The sequence below is a fragment of the Paenibacillus sp. FSL H7-0942 genome (assembly GCF_045040715.1).
Classification (GTDB): Bacteria; Bacillota; Bacilli; order Paenibacillales; family Paenibacillaceae; genus Paenibacillus; species Paenibacillus amylolyticus.
In genome coordinates this window covers 6,580,981-6,600,453 of the sequence record NZ_CP150279.1, presented here as the reverse complement: position 1 = coordinate 6,600,453, position 19,473 = coordinate 6,580,981, and the positions used below count along the sequence as shown (strand labels likewise).

Genomic DNA, 19,473 nt, shown 5'->3' with positions numbered 1-19,473 from the left:
AATTGCAAAAGCAACGGAGCTACCGGTAATCGGAGCATTGCCCGAACCGTGTATTGTTCCGTTGCTAATGGGTCGAGCCCTTAAGCCCTCAATTTTCCCCTCTGCATTTAACTCAACGCAACCCAATCAGTCTCAACCTTTGCATATCACCGCTCGAAAACAGCGGATCGGCGTGCCGTACATATCAGACCAGATGGCATCGTCTGGCTCTTTCACATTCAGCTTATCTTCAATGGTTAATCCGGTGACAGCCATGATTGTCTCCAGCAGATCAGGCCGCATCTCGGGCACATCAAAGGTAGCAATTAACTGTCCGTTTGGTTTCAGCACCCGAGCGAATTCACGAAACGCTCGCAGCATCGTGCCTGTATCCAGATGCTCCAGTACAGAGATACAGAACACCCGATCAAACTTACCCGACTCGTACGGAAGCTGGGCCAGATTGGCCTTTGCACGGTGCAATCGCGCGAGAGTTGATTCTGGCAGATTCTGAGCGGCTTGCTCCCCAAAATCAGAAACAATATCCAGTCTTATCGCCTCTTCAGACAAAATACGTTCATCCCAGTCACAAGCGTGAACCTCGCGGCAGTGTTCTGCAAGCCAGAATTTGAACGGATGGGAGATGCCGCAGGCTGCATCAAGGACGACGTCGTCTGGACGTGCAAACCGCCGGGCCCATTCATATTCGTAGGGACGGCTCCACCATGCCGGATGCAGCGGGAAGACCAGTGTGTCCGTTTTAGGGTCACTTTGCCGAATGTATCTTGATTCCATGAATTCCGTTGCCTTGGGCGTATCCATCATCCCCGAATTCCCTCCTTCAATCCTGTCTCTGCCAAAAAAGATTCCAACACCGTGCTCCACCGGCTCCGCCACCTGGCAAGATCATAGGACAGTGCAGTCTCGCGCGCATAGATTCCCAGTCGTTCTCGCTCGGCCCGATCCTGTACAAGTCGTACCAGTGCGGCGGTTAGTTCCTGCTCACCAGGAGGTAACAGGAGTCCATTAAAACCATCCTGAATCAGATCATTCAATCCGCCAACATTGGAGGCAATTACCGGAAGTCCACAGCTCATCGCTTCCAGACAGGCATAGGAGGTGCCTTCCGAGAACACAGTTGGAATCACAGCGATATCTGCCTGATGGTAGGCCTCCCGAATATCCCGGAAATCATACGTGCGCTGGTTAATTCGCTCCGCATGTGGATGAGTACGATGCCAGTAACGAAAGACTCTCCCGACTGTACTGCCTTCAACCAGTTCCCCGGCAAATTCAACCTCCAGATCTGGAAAGGCTCCAAGTAGTTTATCCGCCGCCAACATCATTGGAATAATACCCCGCTCCATGCTGATGCGGCGTGGATAGATAATGCGAATTGGTCGGGGAGAGGTCATACGGGCATCCACAGTTTTCTTTTCAACCTGTCCCTGAATCGGACCATTAACCTGATACTCAGCATCTGCTTCTACCAGAATCTCCGTAGCCCAATCCTTTGAATTCCGGTGATTATGAGCAAACCTATACGTTTCGCCATCTACCTCAGCTTCTTCCAGTTTTGATAACTGCAAATGGAGATCTACCGTTCCTTTCTCCTCTCGTTCTTGATCGCTATCTGTATCCCCACCTCCATCTCCGTTAGCCTTACCACTGTCTGCTTCATCACGACTCGTTCCACCCTTGCCTTCTACAGCTTGCACTCCTGATATAACTGCACCAATATTTTCTTCATGCCTCGCCAGATCATTCTTCCATGCCACAAGCCATTCGTCTTCCTGTTTCTGCTCGAAGGTTCGTGTCGGTGGGGCAGGTGTGAAATAGGACGTATCCACCGCATTGGGAATCAGGACAACCTGCCTTGGATCGGTATAGGTGCACGCAGCCCGGCAAAAGGTCTGGAAATGGGAATCCACGGATACAATGCGCACGAGTCCATCCAGAGCCAGTTGAATATGTTCCGCGACTTGTTGTTTGGTCTCCAGTGGCAGTCCGGGACGGTCCCAGTTAATGCCGTGACAGATGCCAAGACTGCCGGGTTTGTAGGTGATGGGTTGCCACAGACAGCTGGCATAGATCACGGGGCCGCGCGCTGCTGCTGCCATCCGGTCAAAGGCTTCCGGTACATTATCCATGTCGTACGAATAACCAAATACGTCAATCTGCTCCGTCCGAGTCTGGAATGCTTCAAAATAGGACAGTTGATGAATTTCGGGAATATGCCCGAGTCCTCGGATGACACTGCACAGATCCAGAATATATCGCTCCAGTCCACCACCAAATACACGACCGAATTCCCGGTTGTACCCGTCGGTGAAACTATGCGTCAGAATACTCACCACGCCCATCTCACGGTCCCTCCTTCCAGGGAATCAGCCGAGGTTCCGGATCGAGAATAGACTCGTAGTGTGCAAGATTGCCCCACTCACCGCTAGGATCAATGCGCTTGTAACGCAAATATTTACGAACCCGATCCTCCAGGCTGCCTGCCCATCCGAGATGTTGAACCTTCAATTCCGTGCTGACCCCAGGCAATACCGTGCAGGACAAGGGAAGGCGGGGAACATGATGATTCTGTTGTGGATAAAAATAAGGATATCCAGGCATATATCGTACAAGTGAAGCGGTATGCCGTTTGTGCAGAGACCAGAGATCATCTTCCCGGTAGTGGGTCCGGCCACCCCACATGTCGTAGAATCGGAATGCAAACCAGTCCGCATACTCCTGATTAATCAGAGTGCGTATGGCTTTCTTGGCCTCTGAGCTGTACAGCTCATCCGCATCAACCGAGAGCAACCAGTCGGGACATGTTCCCGCAGCCGCTTGCCACAAGGTGTTGCGAAGTCGCCATTCCTCGGCGAACAGTGGTTTCTCCAATACCTCCAGACAGACCACCTTTGGATAGGCTTTGCATATGTCCGGTGTTCCGTCTGTGCTGGCATCGTCCACAATGACGATCTCATCCACGAACTCACTCAGATCATGCAATACTTCTTCAAGGTATCGGCCACGTTCATTGCGAACCTGGAGCATGGCGGTCAGCTTGTTGCCTTTGCTTTTGCGAACCCGACGAATGGAGAAGGGTTCTTTGAATATACTTGTTTCCTCATGTGTTACAGCAGCATTCTGTTCTGCCTGACCTTGTGAATCATTCCAGTGATGCACTTGGCTTCGGATGTCCTGCGTTGGTTGTGTATGATCCGGGGTGTGATCTCCATTTTCCAATGCGTCTGTATGTGTTCGATCGACTGTTTCGGTTGGCGTGTAAGTGGTTTCGGTTCGGATATCCCTGTGCACCATTGGTCCATTCAACTGTTGTCTACGCTTCTTCGGGTCCAGCATCATGGCACCTCCCCAAGCAATTGCTGTACAGCATGATCCAACAGCTCCAGCTCGACAATCCGGGCCAGCGCATCTTCATCCTCCAGTGCTGTCTCAAGGAAATGTCGGACTGCCCCGTGTCGTTCCCCTCGCAGTGCCAGCGCACTGCCGGATAATTGCTGGTAATCCCGGCGACTGGCATCATCCTGAATATCGACTGCATGCACCAGAGCCAGTGCTTCTTCCACACGTCCAGTCTCCTGGTAGATGCGGAATTTCCAATGTCTCGCAGTTTCTCCGCCAAGTTCGTCCAGGATGCGCAGCGCGGTTCCGTAGTCATCGTTCATACGGAGTAGTTCCGCTCGTACAAGTTGATCTTCTCCTGCCTCAAGCCAGCGACATAACTGTTCATAATGATGCCGTTCTTGTTCATCTGCTGCACTAATTCCATACACCCGCAGGGCGTCCTCCAACTGTCCAGCCCGGGCATGGATGGCAGACAGGAATCGATAATGGGAGACCACACAATCACTGCGACCATTCATGACCGCATGGGTGAAGGCCTCTTGCAACGAATGGACGGCCCGCGGATCTTCAAGCAAGTACTCATAGGCTGCCAGCAAAAAGGATATCGTCTCATGTGCACCTGCTTTGGCACGGAGCTGACGGTAGAAGTCGGCACGTACACTGCATTGAAGCAGGGTGACGCTATCTGGAGTGCCTGACAGGATCTGCCGCAGCGCATGCAAGAAGAGCAGTTCGAAGTCCCGGAGAGGGACTTCGAGATCATCCTTTTGCATCGTACCCGCAGGTGCAGGGTCTTCTCCGCCCAGCCAGATAGCACGTACGCCTTGGAATAACAGCTTCATATAACGTGTTTCGGAGGATGTGCCTACCAGATCGGCGATGCCGACCAGTTTGGAAATACTGCTCTCCCATAGCGGAGATTCTGCTTCGTTTCCAGCAGGCTCAGGGAGCAGGGCAATACATAGCTCAGGCTCCAGCGAAGCCGTAGCTATTAGCCAGTAGGGATGGGCGACCACGGCTACGGTGCGAGGTTCCAGCAATAGCTGCTCAGCCTCAGGGAGGGAGATGGCGGTAATGACCGGAGGTACATCTTCTGTTTGCGTCAGGCTGCTGACATAGTAGACCTCTCCCTCGATCGACAGCAGTGCAGCAATATCGGGATAGGGAAAGGATGACCAGCCTCCTTTGCGAGGGAAGAGAACATACCGGACAGGGGGCTGTGTTGTACTGGCCTTATCCAGGCTGGCTTCGGCGTCTTCACCTGGTAGTGGTGCAGGTTTTTCCATGAATAGTTCACCTCACCTTGACTGTAATATGGAGCGTCTTCGCTCTGCATGTGCTTCATGCTTTCACTTCATATGTAAAGCCCTCACGGTACTTCGCATGATATGCCTGAGACTAACATATGGGCATTCCGTCCCAAACATGAGTATCTTCCATGAATAGATGCAGTTGGCATGCTGTGATAATAGGCTGAATTTTATCTTTTGTGTGACCAGGATCACTTTTTTTTGCTCTAGAGACGAAGATTGTGATAATTCTCACATGTATAAAATAGGTAATCTGGCACAATACGTTCATCAACGTATTTGGCGGACAGACAGCGAAGGTGCAGCTTCAATGCCAAATACGCATACTGCGAAGTGAACAGAAAGAAGGGGTAACGGTATGGATCCGATTATGTTATCGCGTATCCAATATGCACTTACAACGATTTTCCATTTCTTTTTTGTCCCGCTATCCATCGGTCTTGTACTGTTGGTTGCAATCATGGAGACGTTGTACGTTGTTAAGGGTAAGGAGATCTACAAAACGATGGCCAAGTTCTGGGGCAAGCTGTTCCTGATTAACTTTGCCGTCGGGGTAGTCACAGGTATTTTGCAAGAGTTCCAGTTTGGTATGAACTGGTCCGAGTACTCCCGATTTGTCGGGGACGTATTCGGTGCGCCACTGGCTATTGAAGCGCTACTGGCGTTTTTTATGGAGTCTACATTTATTGGATTGTGGATATTTGGATGGGATCGTTTGTCCAAAAAAGTGCATCTGGCCTGCATCTGGCTGGTGTTTGTCGGCACATTCCTGTCCGCGCTGTGGATTCTGGCAGCCAATTCATTTATGCAACATCCTGTTGGGTTTGAGATTAACAACGGTCGAGCCGAGATGAATGATTTTTTTGCACTCATCACAAATGGTCAGCTTCTCGTTGAGTTCCCACATACAGTCTTTGGGGCATTGATGACAGGGGCCTTCGTCGTAACCGGGATCAGTGCCTACAAATTGATGAAAAAGCAGGATGTGGAGATTTTCCGCAAATCGTTTAATATTGCGATCATTATCGCTCTTGTTTCTTCATTCGGCGTCGCATTCTCGGGTCACTTCCAGGCGCAATATCTGGTGGAGACACAGCCGATGAAGATGGCAGCAAGTGAGGGCACATGGACAACGACAGAAGATCCGGCGCCATGGACGGTGGTCGCTTTTATTGACCCGGATAAACAGGAGAGTACGGGTGAGATCAAAATCCCTGGATTGCTCAGTTATCTGTCCTACAGCAAGTTCTCCGGTAGTGTCAAAGGTATGAAGGAGCTTCAAGCTGAGTATGAACAGACGTATGGACCGGGGGACTACATCCCGCCGGTACGGACAACATTCTGGAGTTTCCGCATTATGATCGCAGCGGGTGGTTTAATGATTGCATTGGCGCTATACGGTACATTCCTAGCCATGCGTAAGAAGCTAGAGGTCGCTGGAAAGTGGTTTATGCGTCTGATGGTGTTCGCCATCTCCCTGCCGTTTATCGCCAATACGTCAGGTTGGATTATGACCGAGGTTGGAAGACAGCCATGGACAGTATTTGGCTATATGACAACCGAAGCCGGGGTCTCGCCGAACGTATCCGCAGGAATGATCCTGTTCTCGACCATCGCTTTTACCGCTGCGTATACGGTTCTCGGAATCGTGATGGTATACCTGTTCGTACGTGAGATCAAAGCAGGACCGTTTGCGGTCGAGAAGCCAGAAGATCACGATGAATCGGCCGATCCGTTCGGCGTGGATGGAGGTTATTCCGTTGTCACTAAGTGAGTTGTGGTTTTTGCTGATTGCCGTATTGTTTGTTGGTTTCTTCTTTTTGGAAGGTTTTGATTTTGGTGTGGGGATGTCTACAGGCATTATTGCCAAAACAGATCGTGAACGCCGGACCCTGATTAACTCAATCGGTCCGTTCTGGGATGGTAATGAAGTATGGCTGATTACGGCAGGGGGCGCGATGTTTGCTGCTTTCCCGCACTGGTATGCCACGTTGTTCAGTGGTTTTTACCTGCCACTTGTGGTGGTGTTACTCGCCTTGATTGGCCGCGGAGTTGCTTTCGAATTCCGCAGTAAAATGAAACAGCAGCGCTGGCGCAAAACATGGGACATCATCATTGTTGTCTCCAGCGCGCTGTTGCCTTTCCTGTTCGGCGTGGTCTTTGCCACATTGATGAAAGGTCTGCCCATTGATGGGGAGATGCAGTTGCGTGCAGGAGTCCTCGATATTGTTAATCCGTACACCGTGATTGGTGGCTTGAGCGTAACCCTGCTATGTCTGGTTCATGGATTGCTGTTTGCATCACTACGAACAGTAGGTGATCTCAGAGAGCGTGCCTTGAAGACAGCGCAAAAATTGATGCTGCCGCTGGCTGCACTGCTCGCTGTTTACGCGTTAATGACGTATTTCATGACCGATGTGTTCGCCGTACGCGGCTGGGCTCTTTGGATCATGGTTGTACTTGGCGCAGTTTCGCTTGCACTTGCGGCATACTTTGTTCGTCAGAAGCGTGAAGGCTGGGCTTTTGGTATGACAGGGGCAGTGATTGCAATTGCCTTTGCCTCGGTCTTTATCGGACTTTTCCCAAGAGTGATGGTGAGTTCCTTTGGGGCGGCATATGACCTGACTGTATACAATGCCGCATCGGGTGCGTATTCATTGAAAGTAATGACCATTGTAGCTTGCACATTGCTACCGTTTGTTCTTGGCTATCAGATCTGGAGTTATTATATCTTCCGCAAACGTCTGAACGAGCAGCACCACCTGGAGTACTGATATGGGACGGGGGCTGATGAAGCTGCCGGGCATCCGGCCGGTACTTGCGCTGGCCTCAGCGCTGGTACTGTTGCAGGCGATGACGATCATTATGCAAGCCAAATGGCTGGCACAGGCCATCACGGCATTGTTTGAAGGTTCATCCGTAACGGAGCAGTACCCGATACTGCTGCTGTTCCTGGCTGCTTTTGCCGCCCGCTACGCCCTATCCTTCTGGTTACAACTCGTGACTTCGCGATATGCGGAGAGGACAGGGACCGATCTGCGCAGAAAGATGGTGGAGCAGTGGTTCAGACTTGGACCGCGTTATGCGAAGACGGAGGGCACAGGCCATCTGGTCACGCTGGCACGTGAGGGGACAGCTCAATACAAGACGTATCTTGAACTATTCATTCCTCGCATGCTGGGCATAGGATTCACACCTATCGTCATTCTGCTGTATGTGTTCAAGCTGGATCTGATGTCCGGGGTTATTCTGATGCTGACACTCCCGATTCTGATCGTGTTCATGATTCTGATTGGTCTCGCTGCGCAGCGGAAGATAGACGGACAATTCAGATCCTACAAAGCACTCGCTAACCATTTTGTCGATACCCTGCGGGGGCTGGAAACGCTAAAAACATTGGGACAGAGCAAAACACATGAAGGGTCCATTCTGCGGGTCAGTCAGCGGTATCGGAAAGCAACGATGTCTACTCTGCGCATGGCTTTTCTTTCTTCGTTTGCACTCGATTTCTTTACGATGTTGTCCGTTGCTTCCGTAGCAGTTGGTCTGGGATTACGTCTGACAGAAGGGCATATGCTACTTGGCCCTGCGCTGACGGTACTGATCTTGGCACCCGAATATTTCCTGCCTGTACGTATGCTCGGCGCTGATTATCATGCCACATTGGACGGTAAGGAAGCTGGAGCGGCTATCAACCAAGTGATTGAACGGGGGAAAGCTGCTGAACAGAAACAAAAAGAAGCCTATGCAAATGTTGTTGCGCATGCGGACATGGCAGAGGATGGGACGGGATCCGCATCATCATTATCTTTGGGTAAAAGGAAAGTCGCTACTTCGACCATACGTGTCGTGTTGAATGATAAAACGGCTGCGGGGCATCTTGCTCCTGCTTCTGTTTCTGCTTCTGTTTCTACTACTCCTGAGCTTGTTTCTTCCTCAGTGTTCTCTTGGAATGAGCATAGCAGATTGGCTCTAACGGATGTACAGGTACGGCATGATGATGAAGGTCCTTATTCGCTAAAGGATGTCACATTTCAGATCACGGGTCTTGGCAAAATCGGTATTATTGGCACCAGCGGAGCAGGCAAGTCCACGTTGATTGATGTATTGGCTGGATTTCAGCTTCCTACTTCAGGCCAAGTATTAGCCAACGGACAGCCTGTGTCACAGGATATGCTTGAATCCTGGCGAAGACAGACAGCAGCTATCCCGCAGCATCCATATATCTTTAGTGGAAGCCTGGCCGATAACGTTCGTTTCTATATGCCGGAGGCATCGGATGCGGAAGTGGCGAAGGCCGTTAGCGCAGCTGGATTAACCAAGCTTCTGACCTCATTATCCAGTGGGTTGCATGAGCCTATTGGGGCTGGTGGTAGACAGCTCAGTGGTGGGCAGGAGCAACGGGTGGCGCTAGCAAGAGCTTTGCTTAGTAAACGAAACATCCTGCTGCTTGATGAACCGACAGCACATCTGGATGTGGAAACAGAGTATGAACTGAAACAGACGATGCTGCCGCTATTTGAAGGAAAACTTGTATTTTTGGCTACCCATCGTCTGCACTGGATGCCACATATGGATCGAATTATTGTCATGGATGGCGGCACAGTGGCAGAGACGGGAACACATCAGGAGTTACTGGCACGACAAGGCGTATATTATCAGATGATTCAGGCCCAGATGGAGGCGATATAAAATGAAGTCCGGATATGAGCATATGGAGACCGTCCGTAACGGAAAAGAGAAAAATAGCTGGATTGCTCCGTATGTGGCACAGTACCGCTGGAGATTCATCGCAGTTATTGCGCTGGGTACATGTGCTGCCTTGTGTGCGGTACTGCTGCTGTTCACCTCCGGATTTCTGATCTCCAAGTCTGCGCTGCGTCCTGAAAATATTTTGATGGTGTATGTACCTATTGTTGGTGTACGTGCATTTGGGATATTCCGCGCCGTGTTTCGATATATCGAGCGATTGGCAGGACATGATGCCGTACTGCGGGTATTGGCCGATCAGCGGGTGAAGTTATATCGTATTCTGGAGCCACAGGCTCTGTTCCTGCGTTCTCGTATGCAGACCGGGGATGTGCTTGGAGCACTCGCCGATGATGTGGAGCGGCTGCAGGATATCTATCTGCGTACTATTTTTCCCGCCGTTACCGCACTTGTGATGTACGGTGGGGCTGTGATTGCCTTTGGCAGTGTTGATCTGGGATTTGCGTTGTGGATGGGTTTGTATATGTTATTTCTCGTTGCCGTGTTACCTGCGATCTCCCTGAAAGTGACGTGGAAATGGCGTGTACGGCTGAAAAAGGAAAACAGCAGGTTGTATACCCGTCTGACCGACGGTGTACTTGGACTGGGAGATTGGCTTGCAAGTGGACGAGCGGCCGAATTTGTTCAGCAGCAGGAAGAAGCGGAGGAACAGGTCGACGCAGTTCGTCGCAAGTTGCGGCGTTGGACACGCTGGCGTGATCTGATGGCCCAGTCTGTCATTGGCCTGCTGGTGGTATCGGTTACGTTATGGGCCGGAAATGCCGCTTCTATCGGGCAATTGCCTGCCGTGATGATTGCTGCTTTTGTGCTGGTGTTATTTCCACTTACGGAATCACTTCTGCCTGTAGGGGATGCAGTGGAGCATCTTCCACAGTACCAGGAATCACTGGATCGCTTGAAACAGCTCGAAGGGAAAGGGTATCTTCCGTTGCAGAATGGAGTTGGTGATGCGGATGGAACGGGCGAATCGATCTCTGTAGTAAAAAACGGCAACGTGATGGCCGGACAGACATCGGAGTCCTTGCCAGCTGCGAATGTTATCCCAGACAGACGAATTCGTCTTCGCATTCCACCCAAACTCAGAGCAGACATCGAGATTAATCTCGTAAGTTACCGTTATGCAGCGGATGATTCCTACGCCGTACAGGACGTATCTCTTCATCTGCCACAAGGCAAACGATTAGCCATTCTTGGACGAAGCGGCGGCGGAAAATCAACCTTGTTGAAGCTGATTCAGGGGGCATTACTTCCGTCTGCGGGGAAAGTGCTGATCAATAATATGCCTGTGCAGACCTTGGGTGAGAGTGTCACGGATGTCATCGCAGTACTGAATCAGAGCCCACACCTGTTCGACACCACGGTAGCCAATAATTTGCGGATTGGTCGTCCACATGCAACGGATGAGGAGATTCGTCAGGTGGCCGCCCAAGTAGGGTTATCCGGTCTGATCGAATCCTTGCCGCAGGGATATGATACGCCGATGCTGGAGACGGGGCTGCGTTTCTCTGGTGGCGAAAGGCAACGGATTGCTCTGGCCCGGGTACTGCTCCGGGAGACACCCGTTATTATATTGGATGAACCAACCGTAGGGCTTGATCCGGTGACGGAACGAGAGTTGATGCGTACTATCCTGGGTAGCTTGCAAGGCAAAACGATGATCTGGGTGACCCATCACCTGATTGGTGCGGAACAGATGGATGAACTTATTTTTATGGAAAATGGAAAGATTGCCATGCAGGGTTCTCACGAACAATTGCTGGCTGGGGAAGAGCGATACCGCCGTCTCATTGAACTTGATCGGCCGGGGTGGTCTGACTTGCAGACAGTAGAGGGCAAGCTGCCTACTGCCGCTTCCAGATAGCAGGAACTTTCTCGGCAAATGGGAGCGGATAGCGTGTCTCAGGTACATTAAAACAAAATAACACAAACAAGGGATGTCACCTGTCATATTCATGACTTATGGGACATCCCCTTTTCGTTTCTTGATGTGGAGTTTTATGAAAAATCGCTATGTCTATGATGTGAATTGATCTGCAGCAGCCAGTCCCAAGGACTTAACGCTCAGATTTCCTGTGCCAGCAGCATGGCTGTGCCACAGGATTGACGCACAACCAGTTCCGGCTCTACTTTAATGCAACGATTATCCATTTGTTTGTTCATCAGATCAAACAGAATCATGGCAGCAAGGCGTCCGATTTTGTCGGTATCCTGCTTGACGGTTGTGAGCGGTGGATCGGTATAACGGCAGGCTTCGATGTCGTCACAACCTGCCACAGCTATATCTTCTGGAATGCGTAACCCCACTTCCTTAAAGGCGCGAATAGCTCCAAAGGCAAGTAGATCTGTGGCTGCAAACACGGCACGTGGCAGAGTCTTGAAGGCGAGCATTTTCTTGGCCGCTTCGTATCCATCCGCTGCGGCATAATCTTTGCTGTATACAACCCACTCGGGCTTTTCATCAAGACTAAACTGATTTAGTGAACGTTTGAAAGCCATCTCTCTCTGTTGCATCACAAGAGAGGCGCGCTCCAGCCCGATAAAACCAACATCTCGATAACCGTTCATATAAAATTGTTCTACAACTTTGGTTGAGATCTTATCGTTATCGGACATGATGTAACAGGAGCTTTGTCCTGTTAGCTCGATATCTATTCCGATACAAGGAATCGGGCTGGCATCCAGGTCGAATATGCTGCTCTCGACCTCATCCCCCGCAATAATAATACAGCCATCCACTTGAAAATACTTGGATCTCGCCAAGTAGTCCTCACCCTGATCCAGAAACTTCTCATTCGAGAAGAAGAGTAGATCGTATCCAAGCAAGCCAATTTGTTTCTTAAACGCATTGATAACCTGTACGAAGAAAGGGTGGCTGAAATCCACGTTCAGCTTCCCTGCAAACACAACGCCAACGAGGCTGGATTTTTTGGTTGCCAGTGTTTTGGCTGAAGAAGATGGACGATAGCCTGTCTCTTCCATAATTTTAAGCACTCGCTGGCGCGTTTCCTCGCTAATATCTGGATAGTTATTGATAATCTTGGACACCGTGGCTACAGACACGCCGGCTAAACTCGCTATCGTTTTGATATTCATAAACATCCCTCGGATTCCTAAACTGGTTTCGTAAACTGGGGCTGTATCGGTTTTTTCGCTTTCTTGCAAGTATTCTATGCTACATAGACCGGAGAGTCAACAGCAGAGAGAGGGTTTCACACTTGAAATGATATGCATCCATAGGTTTGAAGTGATCAAGGAGGTTTGTCGCGAAAATAAGGACGAATTTTAGCTCGTAATCTTAATTATTTTACAGATTTTGAGTCCATTTAAAGGAATGCCGGGTTGTCTGGGGCTTAAATGAAATTATGTCATGTGCTGTGTTTCGTAACTTTCGTGACTATCGTAAAGGGTACCTTGATTTCAACGTATACAGCAATAAATAAAGCTTTTATCAAGCGTGTTAAAGCATGGAAATCAAAAAAACAAAATGACTATTTACAAAATAAAGATCTGAAGTCATAATAAGGGTGGAATTAACGAAACTGATTTCGTAGATTTAATTCAAAAATTTGGGGGACAACGAAAATGAAGAAAATGACTTTAGCCATTGTACTTGTAACCGCTTTATTATGTGTGCTCGCCGCTTGTAGTAGCAGCTCTTCGGAATCAGAAGGAACTCAGGCTACAGACAGCAGCAAAAAAGTTACCTTGAAGATCATTCACTGGCAGCAAGAGAATATTAACAACTACATCAAAGAGTTTAATACGAAATTTGAAGCGAAATATCCGGACGTAAAGGTGGAGTATACTACCGTTCCGGCAGACGCGACTTACGATCAGTTGATGCAAACACGGATGAACGCCGGAAGTAATGGGGATGTGGATATCATTCCACTCAAATCAAGCTTTGTAGGCGCTCCGCAGGAATGGTCCAGTGGTGCTGCTGATCCGATGTGGAAGCAATGGATCGATGCCGGGTTAATCAGTGATCTGTCTGATCAATCTTTTATCAAAAACTACAATGAATCGGATGTACAGAACGCAATGACGTATAACGATAAGGTGTACGGTGTAAACATGGGCAAGGTGGCATTCACAGGACTGTTCTACAATAAGGAACTCTTCGCAAAATATAATCTGGAAATCCCTACAACCTGGGATGAATTGCAACATGTTATCAAAGTGTTCAAAGACAATGGTGTCGAAGCGCTGGGTCTGGCGGGTAAAGATGTATGGCCAATAGGTCTTGCGGTGCAAGGGCTTCAGGCCTCTATTCATGAAGATCAGCTTGCTTATATCAAAGGTCTATGGACTGGTGAAACCAAGCTGACTGATCCGGTTCAACTTGAAGTCTTGCAGAAATCTCAGGATCTGATGAACAATGCAATGCCTGGTTTCATGGGTATTGACTACGGAACATTGCCCAGTTTGTTCGCTACAGGCAAGGTGGCTATGATTGCTGACGGCACTTGGGATGCAACAACAATTCAAACGGCCAACCCTGATCTGAAGTTTGGATATTTCCCAATTCCAGGTAGCAATGATGCAGCCAAGAACAAAAATCTGGCGGGTAAATACGATATGACCTGGATGGTGGTGGATAACTCACCGAACAAGGATTACGCAATGAAATGGCTTGATATGTTATCGGAGAAAGAGAACTACACGGAATTTGTGAATGCAGCCGGCTTCCTGCCTACACAGCCTGATGTGGAGATGACAAGTGAGTTTATCCAAGGCATTCAGCCTTACCTGGAGGACTTTAAACTATCTTGGGATCAGTTGTTCATTAACCGTCAGAATGTAGGACAGTACATTTCTGAGGCCAGCGTTCACGCAGAGATGCTCAAGCCAGCCGGACCGATTGCAACACCGGAAGAGCTTGCAGGTAAATCCCAAGCGGACTGGGATGCTGCTGCTCCAAAGTAATTCATAATCATTCATATTCATGGCACAAGTTGGCCGCATGCGCCGGAATAGCGCTCGGGTCTGAGCCTTCAGGCCAGACAAGGCTGTTATTCCGGTTTTCTTATGTCTTAGTTTTACCCCATGAAAGGTGTGAGGACGATGTATCCGTTTGGGAAAGGTAAGGCAAGACTTATTCCTTATCTGTATTTGAGCATTCCGTTGTTACTTTATGTCGTGTTTGGCTTCGGTCCATCACTTGTGACGATACTGTTTTCGTTTACAGATGCTACTGGTGTTCGGGGCCAGGAATGGAGCTTTATCGGCTTTGAAAACTATAAAACATTTTTTGGTGCATCCAATGCTGGAGACCGAATGGATGCTATTGGGCGATCCTTATACTTTGCGTTTGCTGTTGTGATCGTACAAAATGCAGTGGGTTTGTTTATAGCGATTTTGATCAATAAAAAGCTTAGAGGCGATAAATTATATCGCGCGGTATTCTTTTTGCCAGTGGTGCTGGGGGTTACTGTGTCTGGACTCATTTGGCAACTCGTTGCAAATCCGCTGGGCGGACCAGCCCAGTCCTTTCTGAATTTCTTGGGTACCAGTTCCAACTTTTTTGGCGATTATAATATTGCCTTCGAATTGATTATTTTTGTTCAAATCTGGATGTACATGGGTTACTCCATGACGATTTTTCTTGCAGGTCTGCAGTCTATTCCGAGCGATCTGTATGAGGCGGGTTACATGGATGGTGCTTCGGGATGGAAAGCATTTACGAACATTACATTCCCCATGATTGCTCCTGCATTCACCGTTAACATGCTCTTGTCTATCATAGGGGCATTGCAAACCTTTGATATTATCTATGTACTTACAGGCGGCAAGTTCAATACAACGACGCTTGCGTTTGATGTTTATGCTACGGCATTTGGCACAGGAACGGCTGATTATGGTTTGGCTTCTGCTGTGGCGATGATTCAGTTCCTCTTTGTATTTACCATATCGATGGTCGCTTTATTTTACCTTCGCAGAAGAGAGGTGGAAGCGTAATGAAACAGAGCCAAACGTCCAGAATGGTCAGCTACGTTATCGTTCTGCTCATGCTTGCGTTGTACGTTTTCCCTCTATTCTATCTGTTCAATGTATCCATGAAGACACAGACAGAGTATCTGCTCGATCCTGTAGCTCTTACTGAAGGGATTCGGCTTGAGAACTTTTCCGAAGCATGGAACAAAGGGAACTTCTCTCAGTATATGTGGAACAGTGTGCTCTATACAGGGATGTCCACCCTGCTGACGTTGATTTTATCTATATTTGCTGCATTCCCGCTCGCACGCAGATATGTTAAATTCAGCACAATCATTTATATTTTCTTTCTAATTTCCATGTACCTTCCCAACCCGCTCATTCCGCAGTTTTCCCTGATCAATAATCTGGGTCTTTACAACACCCAAATCGGGTACATCTTATTGAAGACGACAGGTACGGGCATTGCCTTTCTCATGTTTGTGGGTTATATCAAATCAATATCGCGTGAACTGGATGAGGCGGCAGCCATGGACGGGAGTGGATATACACGTTATCTGTTCACTATCCTTGTTCCGTTAATGAAACCGATCCTGGCAACAGGTATTATTCTTACCGCGATTGGTGTATGGAACGATATTATCGGGCCGACCATTTATTTATCTGATCCGAATTATCAGCCGGTAACCAAAGGACTCTTTACATTTTATGGACAGTACATGAACAACTGGCCGTTGCTCGCCTGTGGCATTCTGATTGTTACCTTGCCACTGGTTGTCCTGTATGTTGCTTTGCAACGTTTCATTGTTGGAGGTGCTATGGCAGGGGCTGTTAAATCGTAAGTTAGAATCACTCCGCTTTAACTGAAACGAAAAAAAGGCAAGCGATCCAAAAAAACATCATAAGAAAGCCACCCTCAACGCAATGAAGGTGGCTTCTATTATTTTCATCGTTATTTTGGTTTTATAACTCCACTAACATCAGAATAATGGAGGATAGACACAGACATGTGCTGACTAGATACAGCACACCCACCACCTGATTTTGATTCAATCCGGCACGCAGCAACCGATAATGAGCTTGACTTGCATCGGCCTGATAGATCGCTTTACCTTGAATGAAACGTTTGATAACGACAAAGATGTTGTCGAAGATCGGTACACCCAGCGCCAGAATCGGAATGAAGATGGACAACATGGTCGCTTGTTTGAATGCACCATCCAGAGCGATAACCGCCAGAATGAAGCCAAGGAACGTAGCGCCTGCATCACCCATGAACACTTTGGCAGGAGCTTTGTTGTACTTCAGATAACCAATCGTTACACCGACCAGAATGATCGACATGAGTGCGGAATCACTTTGACCTTTGGCAAGCGCCACGATGAACAGGGTAATTGCCGAGATGGCCGATAATCCGCCAGCCAGTCCGTCCATGCCGTCCGAGAAGTTGATGACTGTTGTCACCCCGAAGATCCACAGGATCGTGAGAATGAATTGCAGCCAGATTGGAAGCATGACATATTCCGCGTTGAAGGGATTCACGAATCCGGTAAACGCAATGCCAGAAGCAAATACGAGTACTGCAGCAGAGACCTGTACGAGCATTTTGGGCAGGGCAGGAAAATCTTTGCCTTTTGTTTTGTACCAGTCGTCGACGGTACCAATCGTTAGCAGAAGCATACCACCAGCGACCAGAGCCGCTGTTTCCCATGTGATTTCTTTCGTCAGAGCAATGTATGTCAGGAAAAATCCAGTAAATATCGCGTAACTCGCCGTGAGCGGGATAGGTTGCCTGTGTAGCTTACGCTCCACATCTTCCCGAGGCTTGTCCACAAAATCGAGCCGGTGAGCCAATCGACCAAGCGGTGGAATAAGCAGAACCACGACAGCAAAAGACACTATAAAAGCCAGTATGTATACCATAAACTCGCTTGTTTCACTCCCATCTACCAATTTCCCCTTATTATACGAGTTAAACAGGAAATCTGTCGATGTCATTATTGTAACCAGACATACGCAAAGGTGAGCAAAAGTTCAGGTTTTATTGCATGTGAGGAAGATAGGAGCCGAAATAATGTTTTACGGCTTCTGTATGATATCCATCATCACCTTGCCAGGTTGCTGCAAAGACAAAATCACTGGAACCACCTTTGCGTTTTCTCGGTTTATCTCCAGGAGCCAGTATGCCGGCTGCCGCCCAGATTTCCAGCAGGGCATCTCGCTCCTGTTTGCTGGAAGGGAAGAGATCCTTCCACTTCTTCTCAAGTGAGCGAGCACTGTCTTTGGGGTCTTCCGTCTGAGCTGCTTCAAGCAGGTTGACCAGGATGGCTTGGTCTTCAGGAGTTACTTCATAGTTCGCATCGTTGTCCTGAAGCAGTAATTCCAGATCCATCAGGCAATAGATAAGCCAGCCATGACGCACGCCGCCCCACTTGATCCGTTCAAAGTTCAGGACGTTTAAGTCGACGTTGGAATATTCCTTGTCTGACTGCAAACGCAGGAAGTTACAATCTCCACAGGAACTGGTGTTAGGGTGAAGGGCAGGGCGCTCTGCATAGGTGTGTAAAGGCATGTTCGATGTTAAAGCCCAGCTGGATAATGCGCTGCGTAGATAGGCTTTTTTGGTGGACAGACTATGTAGAAATGCCGAAATCACCCGTTCCTTAAACGAGTCCTCCTGATGCATGTCGTACAGACGCTGGACAATCTCGTCATGCGTGATCGTGAGTGGATCGAACATAACACCTTTGCTTTTGGCATATTCAAATTCCTCCCCGGAGAAGGGTAGAGAGGTTGTTTTCCAGCCACCACCTCCCCAGAAGGTGCTCAGCAGTATCTTTGCTGCCTTTTTGTCCATATGGTTAGCCTCCTTTATGGGAATTGCAATTATGATGAATGTGATTCTTTATCTCAGACCTACTTAATGTGCGTATTCCTCGGTTGTATTCAGAATCATGTCGACGAGGCCTGGAAAACGTACGTTTAGTTCTTCCTTTCGTAGGGAATAAAAGTGCTGTTTACCTTCAATGCGTGGCTGGATCACGCCAGCTTCACGTAAAATTTTGATGTGATGGGACAACGTGGATTTGGAAATATGGTCAACTTCGAAGGCGGAGCAGTTTTTCTCGCCAGAACTGGCCAGACAGTGTGCAATTTTCATGCGGATCGGATCGCCCAATGCATTGCAGACCGTGGTCAGCTTCAGTTCCGAAGCCATAGGTATCGTTGGAGTTCTCATATCTATGACGTTAGCATATTCGGCTTTCTCTTTCAATGTTTGAAAAATTTCGAACTATCTCTTGCAGGCAGTATAAGAAGTATGTTACATTTCTTTTCAGTTAGTTCGAAAAAATTCGAATTGAAAGATTGGAAAACGGCTTTTTATTTCAGGAGGAATATAAATGAGTACCACTACACTGTTGAACAACTATTTCCGTTTATTTGATGCTTCACGCACAGATGAGCGCGCCATGCAGGACTTATTGTCCCTGTTTACACCGGACGCAGAGATTGTGCTTAACGGCACCAGCCGAACAGGATTCGATGGTTTTATGAAAGCTTTCTACGAATACAATAAGGATGTAAAACATATGTGGGACGCGTGGGTGCAACAGCCTGACGGCAGCTACCAAACGAACTGGGCGGTATGCGGACAAGCGGTGGACGGAACGGTATATGCCAAGGCAGGCATTGATATCGCGCGTGTGAATGATGCGGGGCAGATCGTGTACCTGGAGAACGTGCAGGCCGACCAGAGTGCGTTCAGCAAGTATAATCAGTAACAGCAGAGTATAAATAGGTAATAATGAAACGTTAGGAAACGAAGCTCTACAGTCTTTCAAGCTGTGGGGCTTTTTTGGTCGCATATTTAGGTGATTTGAACGGCGCTGAGGACGAGGGCTTCATCATTCTGGTAGCACAGTTTCTACAGGTAAATTGGTACACAAAAACTGTACATGAAGATATGTACATGAAAATCTGTTCATGAAAAAGACCCTCCCACATGTTTTAAACATGGCGGACGGTCATCATGAACGTGCATAAGACGTAGTCGCTAGAGCCTTAGGTTATTCTGAGCCAGACGCAGCTTAGGAGATGGTGTCTTGCTGCATGGAAA

The 19,473-nt window shown here is 48.5% G+C and carries 16 protein-coding genes; 8 read left to right on the top strand and 8 right to left on the bottom strand.

The window, feature by feature from the left end; genetic code table 11:
- Positions 1 to 132: 132 nt before the first annotated feature.
- The 4 genes from MHI48_RS28875 to MHI48_RS28860 are packed head-to-tail and all read right to left on the bottom strand — an operon-like array spanning position 133 to position 4,628.
- A complete protein-coding gene (locus tag MHI48_RS28875; protein ID WP_405142496.1) occupies positions 133 to 804 on the bottom strand; it encodes a class I SAM-dependent methyltransferase in 672 nt (223 codons plus the stop codon).
- The gene (locus MHI48_RS28870; RefSeq protein ID WP_405142494.1) at positions 801 to 2,342 is read right to left on the bottom strand and encodes a glycosyltransferase; all 1,542 of its coding nucleotides are present in this window, start codon (positions 2,340 to 2,342) and stop codon (positions 801 to 803) included. Before MHI48_RS28870 ends, MHI48_RS28875 begins: the two co-directional genes overlap by 4 nt.
- A 1-nt stretch (position 2,343) precedes the next feature.
- Positions 2,344 to 3,339 (bottom strand): glycosyltransferase, encoded by a 996-nt coding sequence (locus MHI48_RS28865; RefSeq protein WP_405142492.1) that lies wholly within the window; start codon positions 3,337 to 3,339, stop codon positions 2,344 to 2,346.
- A complete protein-coding gene (locus tag MHI48_RS28860) occupies positions 3,336 to 4,628 on the bottom strand; it encodes a tetratricopeptide repeat protein (protein ID WP_405142490.1) in 1,293 nt (430 codons plus the stop codon). The genes MHI48_RS28865 and MHI48_RS28860 overlap by 4 nt, the downstream gene beginning before the upstream one ends.
- A 382-nt stretch (positions 4,629 to 5,010) precedes the next feature.
- Between MHI48_RS28860 and MHI48_RS28855 the strand changes: the two genes are divergently transcribed.
- Genes MHI48_RS28855 through cydC form a run of 4 tightly spaced genes read left to right on the top strand, consistent with a single transcriptional unit; the run spans position 5,011 to position 11,283 of the window.
- Positions 5,011 to 6,426 (top strand): cytochrome ubiquinol oxidase subunit I, encoded by a 1,416-nt coding sequence (locus MHI48_RS28855; protein WP_253503991.1) that lies wholly within the window; start codon positions 5,011 to 5,013, stop codon positions 6,424 to 6,426.
- Positions 6,371 to 7,426 carry a cytochrome d ubiquinol oxidase subunit II gene (gene cydB / locus MHI48_RS28850; protein ID WP_405142488.1) on the top strand — a complete coding sequence of 352 codons (1,056 nt, stop codon included), beginning with the start codon at positions 6,371 to 6,373 and terminating at the stop codon, positions 7,424 to 7,426. Before MHI48_RS28855 ends, cydB begins: the two co-directional genes overlap by 56 nt.
- Before the next feature lies 1 nt (position 7,427).
- A complete protein-coding gene (cydD, locus tag MHI48_RS28845) occupies positions 7,428 to 9,344 on the top strand; it encodes a thiol reductant ABC exporter subunit CydD (protein WP_076329264.1) in 1,917 nt (638 codons plus the stop codon).
- 1 nt (position 9,345) lies between these two features.
- A complete protein-coding gene (gene cydC / locus MHI48_RS28840) occupies positions 9,346 to 11,283 on the top strand; it encodes a thiol reductant ABC exporter subunit CydC (protein WP_405142485.1) in 1,938 nt (645 codons plus the stop codon).
- Between the two features lie 200 nt (positions 11,284 to 11,483).
- Here the strand turns inward: cydC and MHI48_RS28835 are convergent, their stop codons facing one another.
- A complete protein-coding gene (locus MHI48_RS28835; protein ID WP_340031399.1) occupies positions 11,484 to 12,515 on the bottom strand; it encodes a LacI family DNA-binding transcriptional regulator in 1,032 nt (343 codons plus the stop codon).
- Between the two features lie 489 nt (positions 12,516 to 13,004).
- Between MHI48_RS28835 and MHI48_RS28830 the strand changes: the two genes are divergently transcribed.
- The 3 genes from MHI48_RS28830 (at position 13,005) to MHI48_RS28820 (ending at position 16,198) form a co-directional block, all read left to right on the top strand.
- Positions 13,005 to 14,348 carry an ABC transporter substrate-binding protein gene (locus MHI48_RS28830; protein WP_127551443.1) on the top strand — a complete coding sequence of 448 codons (1,344 nt, stop codon included), beginning with the start codon at positions 13,005 to 13,007 and terminating at the stop codon, positions 14,346 to 14,348.
- A gap of 138 nt (positions 14,349 to 14,486) precedes the next feature.
- Positions 14,487 to 15,380: a carbohydrate ABC transporter permease gene (locus MHI48_RS28825; protein ID WP_127551445.1), complete on the top strand. Its 894-nt coding sequence runs from the start codon at positions 14,487 to 14,489 to the stop codon at positions 15,378 to 15,380.
- Positions 15,380 to 16,198, top strand: a complete 819-nt coding sequence (locus MHI48_RS28820) for a carbohydrate ABC transporter permease (protein WP_036667927.1) — start codon at positions 15,380 to 15,382, stop codon at positions 16,196 to 16,198. Before MHI48_RS28825 ends, MHI48_RS28820 begins: the two co-directional genes overlap by 1 nt.
- Positions 16,199 to 16,319: 121 nt before the next feature.
- On the opposite strand, the gene MHI48_RS28815 is transcribed toward MHI48_RS28820, so the two are convergent.
- The 3 genes from MHI48_RS28815 to MHI48_RS28805 all read right to left on the bottom strand — a co-directional run bounded on the left by MHI48_RS28815 (position 16,320) and on the right by MHI48_RS28805 (position 18,594).
- Positions 16,320 to 17,279: an MraY family glycosyltransferase gene (locus MHI48_RS28815; protein ID WP_036613004.1), complete on the bottom strand. Its 960-nt coding sequence runs from the start codon at positions 17,277 to 17,279 to the stop codon at positions 16,320 to 16,322.
- Between the two features lie 118 nt (positions 17,280 to 17,397).
- Positions 17,398 to 18,213 carry a hypothetical protein gene (locus MHI48_RS28810; protein WP_076329267.1) on the bottom strand — a complete coding sequence of 272 codons (816 nt, stop codon included), beginning with the start codon at positions 18,211 to 18,213 and terminating at the stop codon, positions 17,398 to 17,400.
- A gap of 63 nt (positions 18,214 to 18,276) precedes the next feature.
- Positions 18,277 to 18,594, bottom strand: coding sequence for a helix-turn-helix transcriptional regulator (locus tag MHI48_RS28805; protein ID WP_076329268.1), 318 nt, complete (start codon positions 18,592 to 18,594; stop codon positions 18,277 to 18,279).
- A gap of 163 nt (positions 18,595 to 18,757) precedes the next feature.
- Between MHI48_RS28805 and MHI48_RS28800 the strand changes: the two genes are divergently transcribed.
- On the top strand, positions 18,758 to 19,138 hold the full coding sequence (locus tag MHI48_RS28800; RefSeq protein ID WP_076329269.1) for a nuclear transport factor 2 family protein: 381 nt from the start codon (positions 18,758 to 18,760) through the stop codon (positions 19,136 to 19,138).
- The last annotated feature ends 335 nt before the right edge of the window (positions 19,139 to 19,473 follow it).

Excerpts from the sequence above, each read along its gene's own strand:
- MHI48_RS28825 (WP_127551445.1), top strand. The coding sequence starts at position 14,487 with ATGTATCCGTTTGGGAAAGGTAAGGCAAGACTTATTCCTTATCTGTAT.
- MHI48_RS28830 (WP_127551443.1), top strand. The coding sequence starts at position 13,005 with ATGAAGAAAATGACTTTAGCCATTGTACTTGTAACCGCTTTATTATGT.
- MHI48_RS28835 (WP_340031399.1), bottom strand. The coding sequence starts at position 12,515 with ATGAATATCAAAACGATAGCGAGTTTAGCCGGCGTGTCTGTAGCCACG.
- MHI48_RS28870 (WP_405142494.1), bottom strand. The coding sequence starts at position 2,342 with ATGGGCGTGGTGAGTATTCTGACGCATAGTTTCACCGACGGGTACAAC.
- MHI48_RS28805 (WP_076329268.1), bottom strand. The coding sequence starts at position 18,594 with ATGAGAACTCCAACGATACCTATGGCTTCGGAACTGAAGCTGACCACG.
- MHI48_RS28875 (WP_405142496.1), bottom strand. The coding sequence starts at position 804 with ATGATGGATACGCCCAAGGCAACGGAATTCATGGAATCAAGATACATT.
- cydB (WP_405142488.1), top strand. The coding sequence starts at position 6,371 with ATGAATCGGCCGATCCGTTCGGCGTGGATGGAGGTTATTCCGTTGTCA.
- MHI48_RS28800 (WP_076329269.1), top strand. The coding sequence starts at position 18,758 with ATGAGTACCACTACACTGTTGAACAACTATTTCCGTTTATTTGATGCT.
- MHI48_RS28810 (WP_076329267.1), bottom strand. The coding sequence starts at position 18,213 with ATGGACAAAAAGGCAGCAAAGATACTGCTGAGCACCTTCTGGGGAGGT.
- MHI48_RS28820 (WP_036667927.1), top strand. The coding sequence starts at position 15,380 with ATGAAACAGAGCCAAACGTCCAGAATGGTCAGCTACGTTATCGTTCTG.
- MHI48_RS28815 (WP_036613004.1), bottom strand. The coding sequence starts at position 17,279 with ATGGTATACATACTGGCTTTTATAGTGTCTTTTGCTGTCGTGGTTCTG.
- cydC (WP_405142485.1), top strand. The coding sequence starts at position 9,346 with ATGAAGTCCGGATATGAGCATATGGAGACCGTCCGTAACGGAAAAGAG.
- MHI48_RS28855 (WP_253503991.1), top strand. The coding sequence starts at position 5,011 with ATGGATCCGATTATGTTATCGCGTATCCAATATGCACTTACAACGATT.
- MHI48_RS28865 (WP_405142492.1), bottom strand. The coding sequence starts at position 3,339 with ATGATGCTGGACCCGAAGAAGCGTAGACAACAGTTGAATGGACCAATG.
- cydD (WP_076329264.1), top strand. The coding sequence starts at position 7,428 with ATGGGACGGGGGCTGATGAAGCTGCCGGGCATCCGGCCGGTACTTGCG.
- MHI48_RS28860 (WP_405142490.1), bottom strand. The coding sequence starts at position 4,628 with ATGGAAAAACCTGCACCACTACCAGGTGAAGACGCCGAAGCCAGCCTG.